Origin of the sequence: Xenorhabdus aichiensis (genome assembly GCF_028598775.1) — a bacterium.
Taxonomy (GTDB): Bacteria; Pseudomonadota; Gammaproteobacteria; order Enterobacterales; family Enterobacteriaceae; genus Xenorhabdus; species Xenorhabdus bovienii.
Genome location: NZ_JAQRFO010000012.1, coordinates 1 through 25,675 on the forward strand (window position 1 = coordinate 1; position 25,675 = coordinate 25,675).

Sequence of the window (25,675 nt, forward strand, 5' to 3'; positions counted from 1 at the left end):
CTACCTTCAATGTCAGAGTAATTTTTGTCTTGCAAACGGGATGCGTTCATATAGAGCATAAAATCTATGGTCACCTATATGAACGCATCCCGTTTGCAAGACAAAAATTACTCTGACATTGAAGGTAGATTGCAGCTCTATATTCGTACATGAACTCCCGTTTATGTGCAAGATAAGTTCGTTGGGTGGCGGTCATAACTGCTTCGTACATTCGGCTTCTGTGTTTGCAGGTTATTGAGCCATGATGGATATGTGCACACCTGCTCCTTATCGGCCTTAAGACCTTTATTCATTCTTGGTCGTCGGATATATCAGGTTTTGCAGGTGTCGGTTTGACCGATCTCCCATCTCATTTTTTCCGCCAACAACAAGAGGTTTAACGTATTGGGTTGGCAACAAATGAAGTGTGCCCCAGCTTTGTCAGTTCCCGTGCCCAATAATGTGTACTATGGCAGGTTTCAATCCCAATGAGTGCATGCTCTAGAGCCGTAAAAAACTTCAACACACTATTTCGACGTAACTTCCGTTTAATAGTGGTTATGCCACAGTGGTTGGTCCCATGAACTTGAAAAATATTTTTAGCAATATCAAGACCGATGATGAGATTAGGCATAATCTCCTCCCAAAGCCGGCTAGATTTTATTGATAAATTCCCATCTTACTCCGTAAGAAACGGGAGTTCATAATATACCAGATATATTATCATTGCTAATTATTAGCAATCTATAAAATCCTCTAAGAATATATAAATAATTAAAATATTTGATATATTTATTTATATTAAATAAAAAATTCATTTAATGTAATTATTATTTTAAAAATTAAATATTTATATTTATATTTATATTTATATTTATATTTTAAGGGATTTAAATTCAATTTAATATATATTATTTCATGCTCAAAAATAGTGTATTTATTTAGAAATAGTTTCGAAGGAAGAAAATACAAATAGGATTTAATAGAATGTTGAAGAATGACTGACAAACCTCACACAAACAGTGAGGTTTGTCATCATGCTATTAACGTTTATCTTGCTCCACCAATCGTTGCCGTCATTCTGATCTGGCGGTTATCGGTGATTTCAAGGTTAGACAGCACAACCAATCGAGGCAATACGCGGCGCAGGAAACGAGATAACAGCGGACGCAATGCATGATTGACCAGTAGCACGGGCGGTGCACCCAACATTTCCTGACGCTCCAGCGCTTCTGCTGCCTGCCGTTCGAGGCTTTCTGCCAAGCCGGGCTCCAGCCCTCCACCGCTTTGCAATGCCTGAAGCAACAGACGTTCAAGACCTGCATCCAGCCCAATAACTTTGATTTCATCCGCCCCGGGGAACCATTGCTGGGCAATGGCTCTGCCAAGCGCAATTCGAATCGTGGCAGTTAATTCATAAGGATCGGCTTGTGTTGGCGCATGTTCAGCCAGTGTTTCGATAACGGTACGCATATCCCTGATCGGCACCTGCTCTGCCAACAAGTTTTGCAATACTTTGTGCAAGGTGGTCAAGCTCACCACGTCAGGTATGAAATCTTCCGTCAGTTTCGGCATTTCCTGGCTGACACGCTCAAACAGTTGCTGTGCTTCCTGTCTGCCAAACAGCTCGCTGGAGTGTTGAGATAGCAGGTGGTTTAGGTGAGTCGCAACAACGGTACTGGCCGCAACAACGGTATAACCCTGTACCTGCGCCTGTTCTCGCAGGGAATCATCAATCCAGACCGCAGACAGACCAAAAGCAGGATCTTGCGTCAAATCCCCCTGTAACTCGCCAACTGCGCCACCTGGGTTAATTGCCAGCCAGCGTCCTGGGTGCGCTTCACCACGGCCAATTTCGACCCCTTTCATCAAAATACGGTAGCTGGCAGGTGCCAACTCCAGGTTATCGCAGATATGCACCACCGGCGGCAAATAGCCCACTTCTTGCGCAAATTTTTTGCGGATACCGCTGATACGCCCAAGCAGTTCACCATTCTGGCGGAAATCTACCATCGGGATCAAACGATAACCCACTTCCATGCCCAGTGGATCTTCCAGTTGTACGTCAGACCATGAGGCTTCTGCGGTTTGTTGCTGTTCCTCTACGGCTTTCATCTCTTCGTGCTGTGCCGCAAGCGGATTTTTATCCTTGCGCAGCAGGAAGTAGCCTAAACCCGCCAATGCCGCCGTGAATAATAGAAAAACTAAATTCGGCATTCCCGGCACCAGACCAAGCAAGCCCAGTACTCCCGCACTCAACATCAGCACCCGTGGGTTGTTGAAAAGCTGAGTCACCATTTGCTGGCCGACATCTTCATCGGTCGCCACTCGGGTCACAATCACACCCGCCGCCGTGGAGATAATCAGGGCTGGCAACTGAGCAACCAACCCGTCACCGATAGTCAGCAGGGTATAAGCTTCCGCCGCATCTCCCAGATTCATATTATGCTGGGCAACACCGACAATCAGTCCACCGATAATGTTAATCACCAGAATCATCAATCCGGCAATGGCATCTCCACGCACGAATTTACTCGCACCATCCATTGAGCCGTAAAAGTCTGCTTCCTGTGTCACTTCGGCACGGCGTTTTTTGGCTTCATCTTCACCAATCAAGCCGGCGTTCAAATCAGCGTCAATCGCCATCTGTTTACCGGGCATACCATCCAGCACAAAACGCGCACCGACTTCTGCGATACGCCCCGCACCTTTGGTAATGACCATAAAGTTAATCAGGATCAGGATAACAAAAACCACGATACCAATCGCGAAATTACCGCCAACCAGAAAGTGCCCGAAAGCTTCCACTACCTGACCCGCTGCCGCTGAACCCGTATGGCCTTCCATCAGAATGATACGTGTAGATGCAACGTTCAGTGACAGGCGCAGTAATGTTGAGAACAGCAGAATAGTCGGGAATGCGGCAAAATCCAGTGTCCGACGGGTAAACATCGCCACCAGCAAGACCATGATTGAAAGTGCAATGTTAAAAGTGAATAGCAGATCAAGCAGGAATGGTGGTAACGGCAGCACCATCATTGACAAGATCATGAGGATCAGTACAGGCCCCGCAAGCATTTGCCACTGGGAGCCTTTCATATTCCCCGGTAAACGAAGTAATGAGGCCAGATTAGCCATGACGATTATTTTCTCCAGCAAAATCCAGTGCAGATGGCACCGGCAGATTTTCAGGTGTTTTCGGTTTCAGGCCACCTTCTCGTTTCCAACGTTTCAATTGGTAAACCCAGGCAAGCACTTCAGCGACGGCAGCATAAAGCGTCGCAGGAATAAAGCCCCCCACTTCGGCATGGCGAAATAACGCCCTTGCCAGTGGTGGCGCTTCTAGTAACGGAATTCGGTTTTCTACACCAATTTCTTTGATGCGTAAGGCAATAAGCCCCGCCCCTTTTGCCAATACTTTGGGGGCGCCCATTTTTTTGCTGTCATACTGCAAAGCAACAGCGTAATGGGTCGGGTTGGTCACAATAACATCAGCCTTCGGCACATCGCTCATCATACGCTTCCGCGCCGCCGCCCGCTGTTGTTGACGAATGCGTGCCTTTACATGTGGGTCCCCTTCTTGCTCCTTGAATTCATCCTTGATCTCCTGACGGGTCATTCTCAGTTTTTTCAAGTGGCTGCGGATTTGATAAAGCACATCAAACGCCACCATCGGTATCAACATAAATAAGACAATGTAGCCAGCAAAGATCAGCATCATCATGGCATCACTCAACGCCATCAGCGGGGGCTGGGCAGTCAAGTTCAACATGGCCGGCCAATTCAGCCAGATAAACAGGGCAGCTCCACCACCGACCAGTGAGGCTTTCAAGATGGCCTTGAACAGTTCCGCCAGTGCGTTCATGGAGAAGATCTTCTTCAATCCAGAAATCGGGCTCAGTTTAGCTAGATCAAATTTGATAGATTTTGAACTGAATATCAGCCCCCCCATCAATGTCGGTGCACTGAGGGCAACCAGAACCAGACCAACGAATACTGGCAGCAATGCCCACACCGCCTGTTTCAATAAGCGACCGACCTGCTGAATCATCTGCTTATCGTTGCTGACCATGTTATGGTCGAAGTTAAACCCTTCAAATACCATCAGTGAAAGTTCATGAGTAATCGAATTTCCGCTCATCCAGAGCAGGCTTACCCCTCCCGCCAGCATCAGGATAGAAGTCAGTTCCTTTGAACGCGCAATCTGCCCGTCTTTGCGGGCTTTTTCCCGTTTATGGGGCGTAGGTTCTTCGGTTTTTTCGAGATCGCTATCTTCAGCCACGACTTTCCTTGGTGAGCGTTCGTTATTGCATGCAGAAAAATTGCTTTTGGGAAAGAGCAAATAAAATTGTGTTAAGCATGACAAAAACCAAGAAATTCAATGGCGGGAATACTGCAAAGTTTGCAGAGGTATTTGGGGAATCACACGATGCCAGAGCTTGAAAGGCTCCGGCATCGTGTGATGGGTGTTACTTATAACTGATAATATAGGTGATATTAGTCTGTTTTGGCTGCCGTTTTAACTTCGATGCGATCGGCGTTAACATCACGAATATGGTCTTTGGTCAAGCGATACACGATAGGGCTTAACAGCGCAAGAGCTATCAGGTTGGGGATCGCCATCATGGCATTGAGTGTATCCGCCAGCAACCAGACAAAGTTAAGCGACTGAGTAGCACCAATCGGCAGTGCGATGATCCAGGCAATACGGAAAGGCACAATGGCTTTTGGCCCCAGTAAGTATTGAATACATTTTTCACCGTAGAAGCTCCATCCCAAGATGGTAGTAAAAGCGAAAATAGCCAGGGCAACAGCAACAATGTAATTACCTCCCGGAATCACCGCAGAGAATGAGGAGGCGGTCAGCGTTGCCCCTGTTTCCCCTGTCAACCAACCGCCAGTGATAACGATGGTCAGCCCAGTGACAGAACAGACGATGATGGTGTCAATAAATGTCCCCAGCATAGCAATCAAACCCTGACGGATGGGGTTTTGGGTTTTTGCCGCAGCATGAGCTATCGGAGCACTGCCCAAACCAGCTTCATTGGAAAATACACCACGGGCAACACCAAAGCGGATCGCCGCCCAGACTGCTGCACCTGCAAACCCACCTTGTGCTGCAACGGGAGTGAACGCAGATTTAATGATCAAGACAAAGGCTTCTGGGATGGCGGTGATATTGAGTGCCAGTACGATGATGCCGGCACCAAAATAGCCGACAGTCATGACGGGAACCAACTTTCCGGCCACATCAGAAATGCGTTTGATGCCACCAATCAATACCGCACCGACCAAGATCACCAGAATGCCAGCGGTCACGGTTTTTTCAATACCAAAGTTGCTTTGCAGTACATCAGCCACGGAGTTGGCCTGTACGGTATTACCAATGCCAAAACCAGCGATACTGCCAAAGAAGGCGAACAGTGTTCCCAGCCAGATCCATTTTTTCCCCAAGCCATTTTTGATATAATACATGGGGCCGCCAACGTAGTTGCCGTTTTTATCTGTTTCACGAAAACGTACCGCCAACACGGCTTCAGAATATTTGGTTGCCATACCCAATAATGCCGTCATCCACATCCAGAACAATGCTCCCGGCCCGCCCATTACGACAGCCGTCGCCACACCGGCAATATTTCCTGTTCCTATTGTTGCAGACAGCGCAGTCATTAAGGCATTGAAAGGAGAGATCTGACCTTCACCACGTTGTTCATTTTTCTGAAAAAGTAACTTAAACCCCGTTCCCAATTTTCGGATCGGTAAGAAGGACAGGCGGATTTGCATAAAAATGCCAATGCCCAGAATACCAACCAGCATAGGTATTCCCCATACTATCCCGTTTATCGCATTTAACCATTGTGTAATCAGTTCCATATACACTCCCGTAATCTGACATAACAAATTAGCAACAAAATTGTTTCAATTAAATAAAGAGCATTTTGGGAAAATAAGCGAGGACAATTGGTTATCATTGGTAAGAAAAAATTGATCCTGTGAGTTGAGTCACTCACTCTGGTAACGATGTATTGATCTTCCAGACAGCAATTATCCACCCATCACTAACTCAAATGCCAAATCTGATTTAACCAATTTTTATCTCGCAATCAAGAAAATTAATGGTTTTTTATATAAAAAAATAGGTATTATTTGCATAATAAATAGTTTTTTTGGGTATTGAAGGATTATCAGTGGCAAGAGTCGGTTATGTCAGAGTGTCAACAAATGACCAAAATAGTGATTTGCAGAAAAATGCGCTGGTCAGTATTGACTGCGAGCGCATTTTTGAAGACAAGATCAGTGGGAAAACCGCTAATCGTCCGGGGCTGAAACGCGCTTTAAAGTATCTGCAATCCGGCGATACTCTGGTGGTCTGGAAATTGGATCGTCTGGGGCGCAGTGTCAAGAATCTGGTAACGTTGATTTCAGAACTGCATGACCGCGGAATTCATTTTCAGAGCCTGACCGATAGCATTGATACCAGTACCGCGATGGGACGTTTTTTCTTTCATGTGATGAGCGCACTAGCGGAAATGGAACGAGAGTTGATTGTTGAAAGAACCAATGCAGGATTGGCCGCAGCGCGGGAACAGGGACGCATTGGTGGGCGGCCGGTGCTGTTTACCGAGGAAGATCGGCAACAAGCCGCCAGATTGCTAGATAAGGGACATAGCAGAAAACAACTTTCCCTTATTTATCATGTTTCTCTATCAACAATTTATAAGTATTTGCCTGTGGGATTATGAAGACTTATCGAGAATTAACCAAAACGAAACTGACAGTTAGCTGATTAATTACAGCTAACTGTCAGGAATAAAAACCTGAGTTCACTTTTGCCCTACTATCACTCACATTAAAAATGTGTCGTCATTATTTCAGTTCCTTTGATTGAGCTATTTTTTACATGACTAGGGGCATTCAATCGAATCTTGTTTTTAGCACTAACACCCATGATACCGGTGTTTGATGTCAATGCTTGCCTTTGATAATGAATTGCCCATTTTTTCTGGGATTGATTGTAGGACATAAACGCAAATCCCTGTGTGTTCCTTATTTTTTGTCCTGTTTCATCTGTATGAAATCCATAATCAGGAAATTCCATGGCCATGGCCAGACCCTCTCCGTGTTTTGAAGCTTCTAAATTATTATATTGAACATCTTCCTTGCCTCCTTCGACGTGATAAGCCCGTAATGTATTTTCGTTAAGCTTATCTACTACCAAAGTGCAACCACTAAACGCAGGCGTAAACAAATACTTTTGTATTCCAGTCGGATGTATCGGAATATCAGTATATCCTCCTTGCGGAAGCCAATATGCTGAAATAGCGGTTTTGCTATCAGGCATTTCTCCGCCATAAGTATCAACGATCTTTAATGCATTAAATTCTTTTCCCTTGCCTTTAATATTCACGCCTGTAAAGATTAAATCGCCTCCACCTTGTGTGTTTAATACAATATCTGTTGTCTTTTGAGAAAGCCCTGCTCTTTGAGGGTTAAACAAATCTGTCAATATAGGTACAGATGCAAAAGCATTCTCCGATAACATTTGACTGGGAGCAATTGTGGTCGCAGTTGCTTCGATCATCTCTGTCTTGGCCGTATCAGGATAAACCCGGTCATAATCTCTGATATTTGGATCATCTCGTTCAACACCAACTCGCAACTTAGGCTCATAAATCCCTTCACTAACCTCTCTGCCTATCGGCGCAAGGCCACCAACATCCGTATAAGTAATCGGGTTATTCCTCACCATTCGATACAAATTCAACCCGTCCACGGTTCCGGCAGGATCTGCGCTCAACCAGCGCCCTAGCCACGGCTGATAATAACGGTGCCCGTAGTAATAAAGCCCCGTCGCATCACGCTCTTTGCCGGAGTAGCGAATGGTTTTGTAATTGGCTTCGGTCTGGTTTCTTGCCGCCCATATCGCTGTACCTCCATAGGGGTAGTATTCTTCCTGCGTGATAATCTGCCCTGTTCCATCCAATTCAAGCTGACTGGAACCCATCAAACTATCGTAGCTGTAACGCAATGAGTCATTGTTCAGATTATCCGGTGGTGGTATTTCCCAATGGAGTACGCGTACCTGAGCACGTCCCGCTTCACCCATGATAATTACCTGTAAGTCTTCGACTAATGTCGCATCATGCTGAGTTGTACGCAGTTCCAACCCCGGCAGATAAACAACACGCTGCACATGACTGCTTCCCCCCGCCTGCTGTGTACTGATTTTCACGACCCGCGCAACCCCAACACCATAGCGATACCGCTCTTTATCTGCGGGTTTTTCGTCACGCTGTATCTTTGTTATTTGCTGTAGTTCACCCCGATAGTTCCAGCATAAAGTCTGGCCTGACTGGAGTTGAAGTTGATGCCCTCCACGATCAAACAGGGTATCCACTTTGGCGGGATCTGTGGTCAAGGTATCCCATACTGCACGATTACTACAATTCGATACGGTGATCTTTGTGGTGTATTTATTATCTGTAGCAGGAGCGCAATGCCGGATCTGGCAGAGATTTCCACCGCGATCATAGTGATATGTGCGGGTGTAGCGAGTATAAACATCGTCATTGGCAGGAAGAGGAATAATCGGCACAGGAAGCCGGCTACCCTGCTGACCGATACTGGCGATTTTTCGACCACTAGCACTGATGAGTTGATAAAGCGAGTCATAAGCATAGTGGTTCTCTGGTTCTACTATCTGATTACGCCAGAAACGGGTTGCCTCTGCATTATTGCGAATATTCAGGAGATTACCGACCGGATCATAGTTATAGGCAAGATCCTGCAATCTTTTTTTATCTGACTGACGGTAAGTCGTCATGCCTGTCAAGCGTCGGGTTTGTGCTTCATAGCGGTATTCAGTGACAACGCCGTTACCCTGTTCTTCACGCAATTTCTGCCCCGCAGCAGAGTAAGTCAGGGATTTAACTATCACCTGCTCATTCTGACCTTTTATCGTCAACCAGCTTGCCTGTAACTGCCCTGCTACATCATAGGCCAGCCGTTGCCGGTTGCTTTTGGCATCATTCTGGGTCAATAAATTACCCACAGCATCAGCGGTGATTTCAGTTGTGAATATGTCGTTGCTCAGTCGCGTCTTCCACTGGGATTCGTCACTTCCGCTCCAATCTGCTGTGACATCATCCTGTAATAACTGACGGGATTGTGAGAGATCCACGCTGGTCAGAGACACAGAATTAAGATGGTTCAATCCGGCGGTATCATAATGACGGAGATATTTTCCCGCCAGATTGTGATCTTTTTCTGATGAGCTATTTCCCGACCAAATAAACCGTTCAATAATTTGGGGTGTTGAAGCCTCACTCTTCCGTTCACTGACAGCGAGCAAGCGCCCCGGCAGTGCATTATCTTCATATTGCCAGTGTTTGACGACACCCATCGCACTGATATTCAGTAACGGACGACCTTCGATGTCACTCAAAATGACAGTTTGTCCGGCATCCACACTCTCTGTCCGTAGGACATCACCCTTCAAGGCAGGACAGTAGGTGAAATTAGGTTTTATGGTGCTCTGGGATTGCAAATCAAAAAGACGTGGATCAATGCTCTCGATTAAAAAATTATGGGGACTGTATTGATGACGGGTGATGCGAGTGTCAGCCTGCTCTCCTGCTGTTGTACGGTGATAAGCAATATCCCGCACTGGCAGCCCTCGATTGTCCATGACGGTGACAGTCGGTGTACCAGCATATAAAGTTGGATTAAAAACATTCATCGTATTTTTTCCTAATCAGCCTGAATCGGATGTAAAAAAGATGACGTTAAAATGCGATCTGAACCTTCCCTGCCTGCATAACAGGGAAGGTTGAGCGAGTTACTAAGATGCTAAACGAGCTGCTGTGTCATTTTCATCTTCATTGACCATAAACCACGGCATAAACCTGTTTTCACGCCAAAAGCCTTTCGCTGTTTTTACCTGATATTCACGCCCCAGAGGATCGTAAAAATGCGTATCGGCGTACAGGTCATCCCGTGCGCTATCATCACTGACATAGCGCCAATCATTGAGATAATAGGGTAGATAAGTTCTGATCGTCTGCCCTTTGCCGTCGTATTCTGTGCGACCTGATACTGCCCAACGCGTTGTGGTATAGGCAACAGCGGGCTTACCTGCACTATCGACAACCAAAGAGCCATCTTCTGCACGCTGCCACGCATCTCCTGCTTCATGGCGTTGGGCGCTTTGCAATACACGGCCAAAACCATCACTCAATGCGATTGACTGCCGAAGTTGCTGCTGAGAATCGCTGTCATAACGATCTGTCGTGATCGTCATGGCATGGGGAGGTTGTCGTGGAGTCTGAGCCAAGATTTGCTGTAATGTCACGGCTTCCATTGAAGACGGTGTCTGGCGGTTGAGCCAACGACGGCAGGCCAGTTCACAGGTTAAACCGTCTTCCGTTACCACCCCCGCCCGGTGTAATGCGTCCCACAAGGTTTCGCTCTCTTTTAGCTGGCCAGTCAGAGACTGTTGGGGCAGAAGCCGCATCCAGCTATCCGGCACATAAATGTTGCACTGTGAAACAGGGATCGTCGGTTTCAAGGCAAGGGCTTTTTCGACGGTATCCGGCACTGTGAACGGTTTATTCTCCGGCGTAGAGTAACCGCTTATTTTGCCATTTTCTGTGCCCCAGAAACGGCTGGAAGTCACCTGCCCCAATGCATTGAATGTCACAATGTGCTGATTGTCATTGATATCTGTCAATTGCGCCGGGAGCAGGAAGCGGTAATCGTATTTCGCTTGTGTGGTCATTCCCGCACCATCTTCGGTTTTTACCACCACACAATAGTGCGTATCCCAACTAAGGGTATATTTTCCGGTCAGCAAGCTTTTGCGCTGGGTGAGTGGCCGGTAGAATTGAGCAGCATCGCCATACTCGGTGTATCCCTGCCGAGCCACCCATACCTTTTCACTACTGCCTGCCACATCAGAAATCTGCGGCACGAGCAGGTATCCACCCGCCTGCAATTGTTGCGTCAGTTCATCAGGGGCAATCACGCCATCAAAGGCGTGCAGCGCATTGTCATCAAAAGCAGCGGTTTCTGTATAAGCCACCCGTACTTGACGTGTCGGTTTTTCTGCATCTCCTCCCACGTAAGCAATTCGCTGCTGTCCTAAATAGATAAACGTCTTGTCTTTACCTATCAGGCCGTCAACTTTCAGCAAGTCTTCCAATGTCAGCCCTGCCTTGGGGATGTCACTTTGCGCGTCAGTTTGCGCATAATGATAAACTTCGCTGTATCGGCTATCCGTCAAACCCAGCACCCAATCATCCTGCTGGGTCAGGTGGTAATAGCTCTGCTGCTGTTTTGTCAGATATAACTGTTTTTGCTGGTCGTCATAGCTATCGGCGAACAGAGTATCCGGTAACGAATCCGGATAGGGGTTCTGTGCCGGTTTATTGCGCCGTGGATAGGCGATATCCACTTTTGTCAGCGGGAAGCCATATTCATCCGCCTTGAGCACGACCTGTTGTTTGCAACTCGGATCGACGACGATACGCTCATAGTGATAACTGCGGTTTTCAATGATCGACGTCCAAGACGACGGCGCGGCTTCGTCATTGCTGGGAATTAATCTGACTTGACAGCGGGCTTCTGTGACGGTGTACGGAATTTTAGCTTTTTCTGTTTTGTCGTCACCATAGACTTCACTGCGCAGTAACTGGCCTTTCATGGCGCGGTTAAGCCAATACGCTTCTGTTTCGGTCGGTTCTTTAATCGGGGTATCCTGCCCCGCTTGCCCTGCATCCGCTTTTTCATAGCGAGTGAAGCGCGGTGTAAAGCCGGCAAATGCCTGATCGTCACCACGCCAGTATTCTGCCGGAAGTTGAGAATCCACTTCGGGTAAACCCGTGGCAAACCAGCTTATGCTACGGGAAGGATAGATATTTTCATCCGGCGCTTTCTCTGTGGTTCCCTTGGCAAATTCGTCGGTATCAATTTGCGTTACACGGCCAAATCCGCAAAATTCTCTTTCTCTGCCATCCCATGCACCGTGGGCATAATTCATGACCTTAGTCAGCCGATTACCGGTAATTTCATCAAGAACCTCATTACGCCACAACAAGTGTATGGGGAAAGGCAGATAACTCGCTGCAAATTTCCCCGGTTCTTCGATCTGATTTTTTTCATCCAGCCAGAATTGGGCGGAACTACGATAAAACAAAGTGGTTTCTGCGCCACGATTGTTGTTGATGACATTGAGTAGCCAAGGTTTATTGTAAGTAAAATCATAACGCCAATGGCGCGGTGTCATATGAGGTACGGTCAGTACAATGCTGGCAGCGCCCAATCCTTGAATATCCGACACCTGTAACTGACAGGTATTGTCAAACATCACCCCTTCCGGCAAAGCAAGCTGAATAGGGGCACTAAAACGGTTGCCGCTTTCATTCAGGTAAATATCCAGATACTTACTGTGTGCATAGATGATGTCGGCGGTGCCAGAACCATCTATATCTGCCAGAAAAACTTGGTTAGCATTGAATGTTCCATCCGGCTGGCTAAACCCCGGTAGCAAAATAGCCGCACCAAAACGGCCATGGCCTAGATTCGGCCAGCATTTGACGCTCTGAGCGGCAATTTCCACCAAATGCTGCTGTCCCGATCCCAACATGTCAGAAAATGCGACCAGACTGCTGGCATCACCACCGAATATCGGCAAATTCACACCATCAGGTGGCATAACATTGATACCCGTTTTCCAGTTTCCCCGGTCATTGGCATATAAACGCACACTTCTGGGGCCAATCAGCGCTAAATCAGATAACCCCGCCCCCACCAGATCCGCCAGTTGTGCCTGTGGATGAAAATATTCTGTTGGCAGTGCAGAAATGGGAATAAAGTGTGTCCATTCGCCATTCGGCTGCATACTGTGCCGCCCCTGAATGCCTGCGCCAGTGATAACCCAATCCAGATGTCCATCACCGTCGATATCCATCAACGTTGCTCTGTCCTGCTGGCTGGGGATCTTAGGTAAGGGGTTTATTGGGCTATAGGTGACAGCGTTAATATCTTCAACGTTTTTCTGACGGATCGGTGCCTGATACCACCATGCTCCGGGTCGGTCCTGATACAGGATGCCGGAAATACCTTCACCATAGAGATCGACGAGTTGGTAAGGCTGCTGGGCATTCAATCCAGCCAATTGAGGCATCTCTTGCCATTTTTGCGCAACTTTTACCTCAAAGCGCTGATAGTCAAACTCCAGTGGCGGTAAAGCGACTAAGGTTGCGTCAGTTTCATACGCCATTTGCCGAATGGCGGTCAGGGTTGTCACGCTGTCGTTCAGGTCATAACTGAGAAGCAAACGGGCAACCAAGGCAGGAGTTTCTTCTCCGTCAATCTGTTCTCCTGTAAGGGATTTCAGGCGATGGAACATCAGAATTTGTTGGCACAGGCGGCGGGTTCGCACCTCAAAACCATATTCAAAGCGGGAGAAACGGTCTGGGCGTATTTTCCAGTTGCTTGAAGGTGCCTTGAAAGGAGGAACCGGGTTTATTTCCTGCGCTCGTTCACCATAATCAAATACCAAATGGAATAGCCATTCGTTATCAGCAGGTGGCGTATTATTCAACACAAGCAGGCTGGATTCAGGCGTAATATTGCCGTAGTTCACCTGAATTAAATAACGTTGAGCACTGGCATTAAGATGGGAATTTTTCTCGCTGTCATCACAACCGATATCGTCTTCTGCCCGATACCGGTAATAAATGTGTTCTCCCGTTGGTGTTACGGTTTCTTCCAATAGCCATTGGGCAATCTGCGACGTCTCTGCTGGGTTAGCGATCTGAGCCTGCCCAGTTTTCCCAAAAATATGAATTTGTCCATCGGGGGAATACATTAACCAAAAAGGCGTAGTTTCCACATCCGTTGGGGGCTGCCAGTATTCAAGTTTGCTGAAGTGCTGAATATTTCTGGGCTGATGACGCGTAACGGTGTAAGTAACAGGCAGTTGCCCGCCTAATAGTTTATCGGTTTTACGCACATCGGGTTGCCCGCTCTGATTGACGGCAACCGCCATCACTTCTCCCATCGGGCATAAAAAAGTATCTTCGCCGTGATATTGAGGTACGCCATGTTGAGTACGGCGGCTGATAGTCATGGTATTGGATTGCCAGCCAATACCAAATGGCCCGTTGCCTGCTCCGCTACTATAATTCAGGGATAAACCCGGTGCGCTTCCTCGACCAGCAGATATGGGCAAAGGCACGGAAAGCGAAGCCATCCCATCCGGCCCTGCATTGCTGATAACTTCGCCCATGCCACTGATCGCACCGCCCCCTTTGGGCAGAGACAACTGTGTTACTGTTATGTCCTGTGAATCTTGTTTCATATCATCATGCTCCTTCAGGCTCCCCCGCAGGGAGCCTGTTTGCAGTAAGTAAGCAATTATTTGCGAATGGTGTAACGAATGTGCAGAATGATATCGCTCAAACTGAGCAGCATCGTTTTCTGTTTAGCGTTCGCATTGGGAAAACTCAGCACCAGTGCACTTTTATCTCCATCTTTCGGAATATTGATCCCTTCAAATGGCAAGTATTTTGTGTCGTTGAAATCCAACTGGAATTGCCCGCTATCATTCATACCATTGGATACCGCGATAGCACTGCAACCTTTGGGAATGCCCTTCATGTCACCGCTATAGCTCAAGATGGCCTGTACATCCTGATACGGCCCAAGCAAGGCCGGCAGGGAAACACTGACTTGTTTGATGCGACGAGCCGCGCCAAGTTGTTCCGGGTAATCTCCCCAAATGTTGAGACCCGCCAGATTGACGGATGCTTCCAGTTGATTCGTCTCAATTTTTAGTATGTTCTGATCTTTCCCGAATGTTTTCTCCGGGCTTTTCAATAAAGCGGCAACTGCGTCAGGAAGTATGAATTTATCGGCATCAGGCAGAGAACGGTAAACCTCAGCCAACGAAACGGTACGCGTGATTTCCAATGCCCGTTCATCTTTTTTCATGAAGGCATCTTCCATCTGGACAAGGTTCAGTATCAGAGACTCGCCGGCGAGCAGGCCCGCATAGGTTCCCTGCCATGCCCCCGATTTGATAAAGCTGGCTGCTTCATCATTGGTTTCCCACTGGTAGGCTTTCTGTGCCATCAGACAACGGGAGGTAGCAAGATCATAGAACTGGAAGTAAATGGCTGCCAGACGACCACGCATCCAGTTGTACAACGCTCTGTTACTGAATTTACGTTGCAGGAATTCCAATTGTGCCTGTGTCTGAGCCTGCTGGGTTTCCAGATAGGTTTTCTGCATTTCTGCCGCTTCACGCCGGATTTCCAGTGATTTCAATTGAGCGTCAATCTGCTTAACTTCATGATCTGCATTGTTACGCTGAATTTCCCACTCCTGACGGCGGCGGCGGTAAATTTCAGACTGTGTGGTCAGTTCGGCTGTCGTATTGAGTGTGCTGGCGGTAAAGCCCATCACAGAAGCAAGTGCGCCGGGGATAGCTCCCCATCGGCTGCCACCACCAGCAAGACCGAAGATATTTGGGAACATATCGGCACCGGCCTCTGCCAATTTAGCGGCTTCCAGCGCAGTACTTATCGCGCTGGCAGTCGTACGCAAATCCATAGCAGTTATTTCGCCCGCGTTGATATTTTCATCGTACAGATTGCTATAGCTGTCAAAACGTGATTGTGCCCCTTGTCGGGATTGTTTCAGTACTTCTTTTTCCGCATCCAATTCTTCCAGCGTTTTATTCTGCATCTGAATGCTGATCAGCGTCAGTTCACGCGCTTGATTTTGCAGCAATTCGTTGAGCGCTTCTGCATCCTGACGTTCAATGATCCCCTGCAAGGTAGAACCAAACTGAATCAGTTGACTGACTATGCTCTTGGCGTTATCCAACATGATGGGGAAACGATGAAGTGGCATTTCCGGGTTTGGCAGATCCGTGCCTCCCTGGGAAGCATTCACCACCGCACTCAACAAGGCTTTAGGATCGGCAGGTTTGGCGTAAATGGGCAGTGACAGCGGCAGGCCATCAATGGTGAGATTATGACGCAGGTTATACAAGCGCTGCTTCAATGTTTGCCAGTAGCCGTTCAGTTTGTCATTTTGTTGAGGCAAGAATAATTTGGTCAGTGAGTTAGCGCTATATTCGGCGGGCTGTACCAGACGAATTAACATCAGCGCATGCTGATAATCCTGTTCCACCGTCTTATCCGCTGCGGTTTCCAACGTGGGCTCAGACCAGTTGCCATCCAGCGCCACAAACTGCTCATCCCCCAATAAATTCAGTGCCTGTATATACCAGAGCTTGGCTTCATTCAGAGTATCCCGCTCAAGCTGGCGGTAAGCCTTATCACCACGGGCAATCAGCAGATCGAGCATCCGCATAAAGGTAGAGACTTTATAGTGCATCGGATCATCTTGGGCGACGGCATCGGGGTCTGTGGAATCCAGCGGGTCAGGGTTCCACGAAGTATCTTCTTCCAGTGGCCGGCAATTCCAATGATACGGCGCAATCTCACCTTTGACGATATAGCCCTCAGGGCTGTAAACATATTTCAGCCAATGATTGGCTTCATCAAAATTTTGTTCCTGCAACAAGCGCTGCGCTACTAGCATTGGGCTGTAATAGAACAATTCCCAGAAGTAGAGGGAGTTGGCACCGTTAAAATCCATCGGCTGATCATAATATTTGGACAGTAGTTCAACCTTCATAGGTGACGTACCCGAAACAGGGGTATATTCCGTGAAGATAATATTGGCCTTCTTCTCCTCAGATGGAGTAAACGCTGTTTTTAAGGTTCCGGCCAGCAAACCTTCCTTAGCGCTTTTTAGAAAAACTTGAAGCCCGTCACTTATTGAAGATGGAAAATCAATCGTGTTATAGAAAGGTTCTTTCGTGCTAGTTAATGGAATAAACAGTTTGATGGTTTGTTCTGCATCTGTTAACGACCCGTCCCAGAAGTCGTAATGCGTTGTTGAGTCTGCACCATCTTTTTTCTGATAAAGTGTAACCGCGGCGTTTCTGGTACTACCGTGCTTATCTGGATCATATTTGGGTAAGGTGACACTAATATACCCCCCATCCCCCATTTTAGGTTCAGGCAGTTGTTGGGTATCCATTGTCAGCAGGGTATCAATGCCCGTTTCTGCCCGTTCCACCATATTTTTGGCAAATAAGGTATTAATGCGGGTACGGTAAGGCCCCCATTGCAGATATTGGGCTTTAGACGCAGCCGTATTGAGCGTCAGCAACCCTGACTGTTCATTCAGAATTTTCTGGATAACGGTAAAATTAAAAGTTTCACTTCCCAGAACCCGGCCATCATCCGTTTTCCCGGTCAGCTCTATCTCCACCTCGACTTGGTTGTCCTTAAATTCTGTCAGTGGGATAGTGAATTCCATATCATGGAAGTTATAGATCATTTCTTCCAGACTGTTATTGGGCTTATTTGTGACAGATGTTTCTGCGTTAAATACTACAGGTTTACTGCTGCCTGCACTGGCCTTAATCGTGATATTTGCAGGCGTTACAGCAGTATCGATATCTATTGGTGATGCAACCTTCGTAGAAATACCCGCGTTATCCGTCAGTGTCATGTTATTTTTCAGCGCAGCAGGGTCATTTTTGCTGTCTTCAACATAACCATAAGGTTTTTGAGCATTTTCATTAATGAGCGGATCGTGCCCTGACCCAATATCTGCCTTGACATAAGATGATGAACTTTCTCTATAAACTAATAAACGCCCTTTTGACAATTTACTGACATTGCCACTGTATTGATAAACGGGATAAAAGAGATTGTTATTGCCTGCACTCTGATTCTCTCTGTCAATTCTCAGATCTTCGTAAACAATAAATTTATCACCTAACTGACCAAACCTTTGCATCAGGGCACATTGGTGACGCTGCCTGCCTTCCACCCCGTTATAAATTACCCGCAGGTTGGCATCGATTTTCAATTTGATCTCAGAGGAAGTGGCTGTTTCGATAGCAATTGAGGCAATTTTACTGTCATAAACCATACTCAGGGAGTAATCGCCCCACTCGTAACCACTACTGACTGCAACGGAAGACGGGTAATCATAATTCGCCGCATAACGGTTATTTAACCGTCGTTGGGTCAATGTATCGAACTCTCGGTAAACGCTGTTTTGATAATTTTCGATCTCACTATCAATCATGACTTTTGTGGTCATGTCAGAGTAAATATACATCCCCTTTGTTTTGGTCTTTGTGAGATCTTTGTTTCCCGCCGTATTAGCCTGTTTGACATACAGTAATAAGAGTAAGGTACTTTCTCCCGTATATTCAGAGCAATACATAGCCAGATTGGCCAGGTCTTCATCCTTATATGCGCTGAAGATATCGCTGACATCTAACGTGATAGGCGTATTCCATGTGCCATCATGTCTGATATGAGCGATTTTGATTTCATATTTAATGATATCTTTCGATGTTATTGCGCCGTCTTTGCTTTCTGAAACAGTAATCACCCGTTTTTCCAGCCAGACAATATACAGGCGGGATTTATAGATAACCGGCTTAATTAAGCCCTGATAGGGATTAACCGGGCTGTCAATTTTTGCCCATTCACTCCACGCGTTGGCGGCAATCTTGCCTTGACGGGATTTGCTGTGATCCAGTTTGCGCCAATAATATTGGTTGGCATCCGTTTCCCCTTTACCGACAAGGTAACTGTTCCCTTGTGAAATGTTCACATTATCATGATAGCCACTGACGACAGTCAGGTTGGCAATTTGTTCAAAGCGGGTCAGATAGGTTTTAAACGCATCTTCAACGGTATCAACACTGAGTTGACTCTGGCTGACGGATTGCAGCAATTCATCCATCATGTGGGTCTGACCGATACGCATGGTCGGATCGATATAGTTTTCAGGATAGTAAACCAGCGTGGAAACACCCGCCCATGTGCTGTAGCGTTTGTTATAACGATCCCAATCCTGATAAAACTGGCCTGTCATGACATCGGTGGCAGGGGTACTCTCACGGCCATTCAATGCACGGTTGATATATTGCTGGATACTGGCAATGGCCTCAGCCAGCCGTGTCGTTTCGACCTGTGCGGAGATTTGATTATCTATCAGCAGGTAACCATACAGATCATTTCTATCTATCACCTCAGCCGCACTATCCACAACTTCACGGATGTAATATTGGCTTAATGCGGCACTGGCTTCTTCCTCTAAGACTTGTTTCAGAATATCTGACTGATTATTATTCAGCCCAGCCGCCAGTATATCCGCCGATTGGCTCCATGTTTCGTAAGAAACTTCTGTAGTATTCTGATCTTTCAGATAGTCCAATTGGAGAAGAGCATTAATCTTATTCGGGCTGGTTTTCATCACATTGGCCACTGCCAGCCATTGCAGAACACTGTCTATTTCTGACCAGTCTGCATACTTATCTTTTTCTGCAACTTGGTGATTAATATTGGCCTGTTCACTGGCGGTTGAAAGCAGCCTCTCATCCATCCTCATGGCGCTCGCCAGAATAGTACTATCCAAGTTGTTACTTTGCAGAGCTGTCAGTACTGTGTCTGTATTGCTGGCCAGTGAATTACACCATCCCGCAAAACGGCTAAGCTGTCTCACCGTCTCAGTATCTTTGCCCAGATGATCGATGCTGCCGGAGTGACCGATGATAACTTTAGTTGTCACCGCCAGATTCAGAGCATTTTCCGTTAGTTGCGTGGCTAAATAAATCAATGCCAACTGCCCCAGCACCTGACAAAATACCATGCTGTCCGGCTTAATCGGATCTTTTACAGGTTCAATGGATTTCCAGAAGGCGGTGACATCCATGCCATTGGGTTTGATCTTGTTGATCCATATCAGGATTGACTCAGCCACAAATGCCGAAGAAAGTTTCAGTGCTGCTGCAATGAAGGGTGCCAAGGTCTTGATAAGTTGATCGTCTGGTACGGTTTTGTTCTGCATTCCCGCCCGTAGCGTCTCGATCAGATTGTTAATATCGGGTGATAAAACTGTACTGTAGGTTGTGGTCGTCATCATATACAGGGTATAAACGCTGATTTTCTGTGTCTGTAACCACTGAGTGATACTGTAAAGATATTCAATGACTTCGATTAACGCTTCCGTACTGATATTGTTAAAAGTCATTTCAGCATATGGAGAGAGTTTTAACAGGATAGCCAATTCATTGATAGAAAGTTGGTGAATGTAAGAAAGCATTCGCACGCGGTACAGCGCAGATAAATCCGTAGCAAGGTTATTGTCGATACCTGACGTATTTTTTTGATCCAGAATCTTAGATAGCGTGAATAATTCACTGTCATTAACTTTCAACGCGTGCTTGAGCATTTCACGCCGTTGATTATATTGTTCATAATCTGCCTGATCTGGATCAACTTGAATTTTATCCCCACCCAATTGGTAATAGCTTCCATTCAATGGCGGGTTATTAAAAATAAGATCAAAATGAGAAGGCTGATCATTATAGCTGTGCTGAGATATTGCAGCATTACATAACACCAGTGCATCATTGAAACTCAAATGATACCTATTAATATAGTAGGTTGTATAAAATATCTTTTTCAGAACTGTTTCGGTTATTTGTTGTTGGGCATTATCTGAATCCACAGCAGTTTCAATTTGTTCCAGCGTGATACCGGTTTTTTTGTAAAGGCGAATAACTTTATTCAATTTCAGGAAAAAGAGTTGAGGTAATGCCGTTTCAATTGAGAATGTCGCATCCGTATTAAAACTACCTCCACTGCCAGAGGCTGCTCTTTCGAATTTCAGAGTAAATTTCTTTCTATCAACATTACCGGGGAAATCAACGATACCTGAATAAGTTTTATTGAGCTCCGGCAGCCAATCAGGTTTGTCGAGGATAATATGTTCATTCAGCGAAATTTTGGTGGAAACTGCACCTGTAGCCTGAGCTTTAAAATTATACCAATATTTTAATTTGCCATCTTTTGTGGGAATGGCTTCGATAAAATTAACCTGCCAGTCATAAGTATCGCCTTTAGTGCGAGTAATCAAGTAAGTAACGAAAGAATTTTTATCATCAAGGTAAGTCACTATGGTCTGATCGCTGATGAATCCGGGTTCATCATCGTTTTGGCCTGATCCATAGATACCCATTACAGCACGGAGAGTATCTGCATCAATATCATAATATTTCATCAAATAGTTAGGATTAGACAGTGCAGAAATCGGCAAGTCACCGAAATTTTTCTTATACATGTCTTGCGCATTCTCAGCCGTAATTTCTTCCGTCAGGATTTTATACAGTTCTGGTGAAATTTGACTTGATATCCCCAATAGGCTGACCGGGGACAATAAACCAATCACTTTTGGCGACTGACTAACCTGACTGAGCTGAGGATCAAGCTGGGAGACAATGTTAGATAGGGTTTCAAAGGGTTGATGATAAGGCGTATTTCCACTCAAACGCCAATCAGACAACATTTTCAGTACGTCTTCATTTTTGTTGAGTTTTTTCTTATTTTTTATGCCATCAAAGAGAATGTCATTTGATAGTTCAAGTGTGGAGAGTGTTTGATCTTGGTTTTCCTGCGTCAACATTATGCTTTGCAAATCAGGGCGGCGCTTATCAAGATGGTAGATGGACGATTCTGAATGCAGGTGTCTGGATTCCCGGTACAGCTCTGTCAGGTAGGCTGCCGGCGAGAACATAGAGGCGACAGAGCCGGGTAATACATACTTACCCGACCGACCGCCAAATAGCGTATCGTAACTTTGCCGCTGCGAGAGTTGCTGAATGCCGAGACGAACAGCCCCCCTTAACTGCGGATTGGCGCGGGATAATAAACGTGCTTCAAAAATCCTGTTTTCTTTTTCGGCTTTCTTGGCGGCTAGATACAGGTGATGGCTTTCTCCCCAATTCAGCGTATCTTTGACTTCTTTCCTAAATGCTGAAAATGAGATTGGCATAATATGAGCCAATGTCATCGGTTCCTGGGGACTTTCCCTATTAAGTCTAATTAATATATTTTCTATATTGTACATAAGGATACCTCTATACTCTCTGTAAAATAATTGAAAAATGTATTTATGCCACGATGAACTCCAATAGAATACCATTAACATGGTTTATTTATGGATAATTTTATATAATACGTCTAAAAATCCCGTCATGGATTATAATCCCAAAAAAATGTATAGAATGATTATAAATTAATAAATAGACAATAATTATTAGTTAAATCAATTATATATAATTTACACTGTACATTTCAATAATCTTTAATACGCTCTTCAAAAACAGTAACAATACTATTTAAAAATACCTTTAATTACAAATAAATACCTCAAAATCACACTGTTTTTATGTTATATTTTTTATTACCTAAGAGATGTTTAATGAAATACTCTATTAACATTTACAATATATTTTATTGAATCAACATGAATTTACATTAATAAACAAAATTATTCATCCATTTTATTAATTGCAATAGATGAATTACAATATATTAATGGAATCAGTAACTTCTATTTTTAAAAAATATTTAACCGCATTTATACATTCTGTTAGACTTTCGATTTACGCGGTATGACCATTATTCATTTTTTTATGTCTGCTATTTTGATGAACTTCACACATTAGGTAACTATTCCCAATATCGCTACATTTTATTTATTCCATGCTTTCCTCCAGAAACTGGAAATGCTTCAACAAACTCCTAAATAAAACAGAACCTTTACTGCCACCACCGACATGGCTGACTTTCCCTGCTCCACTGTGAAGGATATCGGCAAGTAACCATCGATGAACAATAAAGGTATGGTAGCTAAGAGCAAAACCCCCAAAAATTACCCGACAGATACTTTTCTAAAAGCTCCTGATCAGGATGATTATTAATTAAAACGACTTTAACAAAAAAAGATGTCTATTTTTCAAACAAAGAATATGTCTTTTTATAATATTCTGCTTTATAAAAGGAAGTGAAAATAATGTAATACGTTTGTTATTATTTAAATGGCATCCCGCAGGGCTAAGTTTTTCTTAGTACGCAGGAACAGATGACACAAAACAAACGCGCTCTGCCGTTAAGGCAATTCTGAATTTTTCAGCGCCACAGGGGGCAACAATACACCCTGCCAAAGGGAAATCTCCACAGTGGCAGAGTCCTGGGCGCTGAAAAGTGAGGTTGCTAGTTTTGAATCCTCTTGGTCTGACATTACTTTCATTTAAGGAAGCAATATGAACTTGAACGATACCTCTGTTTCCGACTTGCGGGCGGGTGATTTGGAAGGCAGCGCCGACGTCCAACTGGCTCCGAGCAAAGGCAAAGATCTGCGCCGCCGCCTGCCACGTGAATATTTTGTCAAACGTCCTGCCCTATTCATCAGCAAAATTGTCTTCGCCTTTGCGCTAATCGCCCTAGGATGGTATGGCGTCGGGTATGCGCTGAACACTCCGGTCACCATCGGTTCCATTCTGGCGGCCATCGGCGGCATGCTGCTCAGTGGCTTGATCTACCCCCATTTGGTTGAACTACAGCACGAATGCCTGCACGACCACGCCTTCAAGTCGGCCAAACTCAATCGTCTGTTCGGCGTGCTGGTCGGGCTATTCATGTTCAACTCCCATTCGCACTACCGTTACGACCATCTGCGCCACCACGCCTATCTCGGCACTGAGCAAAATGTGGAGCACTTCGACTACCGCTTCAACGATCTGGCTTCGCCAAAAGGCTTTGCTATCGCATTCTTTGATCTCAACCGCTATCGCCGTGTGTTCAATATCCTCGGTGCTGCCTTCACCGGTAAATCGATCTCCGGGGTGCACAAGGAACAAGCTCAGCGCGATATCAAACAGGAATATGTGTTCTATATGCTGATGTTCATCTTGAGTGTGGTGGCATCGGTGTACTTCCAAACCTGGCTATTTGCTTTGGCTTGGTGGCTACCGACGCTGGTGATCGCCGAAGGCGCACACTTTATGATCGAAATGCCGGAACACTACGGGCTGGACACACAGAGCTCACCAGACGTACTGAAAAATACCCGTACTATCAGCACTAACTGGCTCATCGCATGGTACGTGAACGGTAATCACACCCACACCGCACATCATTTCCACCAGGGTGTGCCGATGTGCCATGTGAAAAAACTCAATGAACTGATCAAACCGCAACTGCAAGTGGTAGAAACCTCCTATTTCGCCTTCTATCGCAATGTGATCAGTGGGCGCATCCGCTCCTACGTGGATGTGAGCTGTAAAGTCACGGATTAAGTTAGCATTGTTAGGCAGAAATGTTAGGCGGAAATCGGCATTATCATCACGACACAAAGGCCATTTTACCCAGCGCTGAAAACTGTCGGCTGGCAGGGCTACTGGAAAACGCCGCCTCCGTGCTGCGCATGAACAAGTAGTCCTGCATTAAAGCCGCTGATAAGGAAAAAACATGATAAGAATATTAAGATGAGAAGATAAAAGCAGGTAGTTTCTTCCCCATTTGATTAATACACCGAGGGATAATTGGTTGAAGACAGAAGTTTGGGCCAGCCCGCAGACCCGCCCAAACCTGATCAAACAATAAATGTGCTATTCGTTATAAAGTCCCGTCATTCGTTATCAAAAACCTAAACTATCCAATAAATCATCAACCTGCGCTTGGTTGGCAATAACACCAGCTCCATTCTGATTAACCTGAGGGCCGTTAAGAAGGCTGTCGTTCTCTTTTTTCGCTTTGGCCATCTGGTCAGAAGGCATATTTTCCATTAACACCATGACCAATTGTTTTTCCAGCTCCTGAATGACTTCCATCATCCGTTTGATGACCTGCCCTGTCAGATCCTGAAAGTCTTGCGCCATCATGATCTCAAGCAATTGAGTATTGGTAAATGAGACATGTTCAGGTACGAGATTGAGATAATCTCTCGTATCTGTCACCAGTGAGCGAGCCTCTGTCAGTTCCAGATTGTTCGGGTTTGCAAACCACTCATCCCAGCGCTGGGTCAAGGATTTTGCAGAAGATTCCAATTCATTCTGGCGGGGCTGCGCCTCTTCAACGCAGTTCAGTACCCTTTCAGCCGCCTGTGCCGTCATCTGGACAACGTAATTCAATCGCTCCCTCGCATCAGGGATCGCTTCGGCCGCCTGAGCAATGGTTTGATCTAACCCCAGTTCACGCAGACTATCGCGCAGCATTCTCGTTAACTGCCCAATACGACTGATTATTTCACTGGTAGTAACCGCCTCATCTCTCGGCATGACTGGATTTTCACTCATTTTGTCTCCTTAGAGCCCCAATTTTTCAAATATTTTATTGAGTTTCTCTTCCAAAATCGCCGCAGTAAACGGTTTCACAACGTAACCGCTGGCTCCGGCCTGTGCTGCTGCAATAATGTTTTCTTTCTTCGCCTCTGCCGTTACCATCAGGACGGGTAAGGCCGCCAGCTTTTCTTCACTGCGAATTATTTTCAGCAATTCGAGACCATCAATATTGGGCATATTCCAGTCAGAAATCACAAAATCAAATTCAGCTGTGCGAAGCTTAGTCAGCGCTTCGGCTCCATCCTGAGCTTCATCAACGTTGTTGAAGCCCAGTTCCTTCAATAAATTGCGTACAATGCGACGCATAGTTGCAAAATCATCGACAACCAGAAATCTCAGATCCTTACTTGCCATAAAAACTCCTTGGAATTTCATTCATCCGGCAGCACAGTGCCGCAAAAG

Annotated in this window: 11 protein-coding genes; 2 read left to right on the forward strand and 9 right to left on the reverse strand. The window is 45.8% G+C overall.

Annotated features, from left to right (window positions below; all coding sequences use genetic code 11):
* Positions 1–376: 376 nt before the first annotated feature.
* The 4 genes from PSI22_RS07465 to PSI22_RS07480 form a co-directional block, all read right to left on the reverse strand.
* Positions 377–613, reverse strand: a complete 237-nt coding sequence (locus PSI22_RS07465) for a hypothetical protein (RefSeq protein WP_273579219.1) — start codon at positions 611–613, stop codon at positions 377–379.
* A gap of 416 nt (positions 614–1,029) precedes the next feature.
* Positions 1,030–3,117: a flagellar biosynthesis protein FlhA gene (gene flhA, locus PSI22_RS07470; protein ID WP_273579220.1), complete on the reverse strand. Its 2,088-nt coding sequence runs from the start codon at positions 3,115–3,117 to the stop codon at positions 1,030–1,032.
* Positions 3,110–4,261, reverse strand: a complete 1,152-nt coding sequence (flhB, locus tag PSI22_RS07475) for a flagellar biosynthesis protein FlhB (RefSeq protein WP_273579221.1) — start codon at positions 4,259–4,261, stop codon at positions 3,110–3,112. Before flhB ends, flhA begins: the two co-directional genes overlap by 8 nt.
* A 215-nt stretch (positions 4,262–4,476) precedes the next feature.
* A complete protein-coding gene (locus tag PSI22_RS07480) occupies positions 4,477–5,853 on the reverse strand; it encodes an alanine/glycine:cation symporter family protein (RefSeq protein ID WP_273579222.1) in 1,377 nt (458 codons plus the stop codon).
* Between the two features lie 314 nt (positions 5,854–6,167).
* Here PSI22_RS07480 and PSI22_RS07485 point away from each other — a divergent pair, with 314 nt between their 5' ends.
* Positions 6,168–6,722 (forward strand): recombinase family protein, encoded by a 555-nt coding sequence (locus tag PSI22_RS07485; RefSeq protein ID WP_273579223.1) that lies wholly within the window; start codon positions 6,168–6,170, stop codon positions 6,720–6,722.
* A gap of 107 nt (positions 6,723–6,829) precedes the next feature.
* On the opposite strand, the gene PSI22_RS07490 is transcribed toward PSI22_RS07485, so the two are convergent.
* From PSI22_RS07490 to PSI22_RS07500, 3 genes are all read right to left on the reverse strand, one after another.
* Positions 6,830–9,718: an RHS repeat-associated core domain-containing protein gene (locus PSI22_RS07490; RefSeq protein ID WP_273579224.1), complete on the reverse strand. Its 2,889-nt coding sequence runs from the start codon at positions 9,716–9,718 to the stop codon at positions 6,830–6,832.
* A gap of 102 nt (positions 9,719–9,820) precedes the next feature.
* Positions 9,821–14,341 (reverse strand): SpvB/TcaC N-terminal domain-containing protein, encoded by a 4,521-nt coding sequence (locus PSI22_RS07495; protein ID WP_273579225.1) that lies wholly within the window; start codon positions 14,339–14,341, stop codon positions 9,821–9,823.
* A 56-nt stretch (positions 14,342–14,397) separates the two neighbouring features.
* Positions 14,398–21,921, reverse strand: coding sequence for a Tc toxin subunit A-related protein (locus tag PSI22_RS07500; RefSeq protein ID WP_273579226.1), 7,524 nt, complete (start codon positions 21,919–21,921; stop codon positions 14,398–14,400).
* Positions 21,922–23,194: 1,273 nt separating this feature from the next.
* Between PSI22_RS07500 and PSI22_RS07510 the strand changes: the two genes are divergently transcribed.
* Complete coding sequence (locus PSI22_RS07510) at positions 23,195–24,229, forward strand: fatty acid desaturase family protein (RefSeq protein ID WP_273579227.1); 1,035 nt, start codon at positions 23,195–23,197, stop codon at positions 24,227–24,229.
* Positions 24,230–24,571: 342 nt separating this feature from the next.
* Here the strand turns inward: PSI22_RS07510 and cheZ are convergent, their stop codons facing one another.
* Both cheZ and cheY read right to left on the reverse strand, forming a co-directional pair.
* On the reverse strand, positions 24,572–25,228 hold the full coding sequence (gene cheZ / locus PSI22_RS07515; protein ID WP_273579228.1) for a protein phosphatase CheZ: 657 nt from the start codon (positions 25,226–25,228) through the stop codon (positions 24,572–24,574).
* A gap of 9 nt (positions 25,229–25,237) precedes the next feature.
* Positions 25,238–25,627, reverse strand: a complete 390-nt coding sequence (cheY, locus tag PSI22_RS07520) for a chemotaxis response regulator CheY (RefSeq protein ID WP_273579229.1) — start codon at positions 25,625–25,627, stop codon at positions 25,238–25,240.
* Between the last annotated feature and the right edge of the window lie 48 nt (positions 25,628–25,675).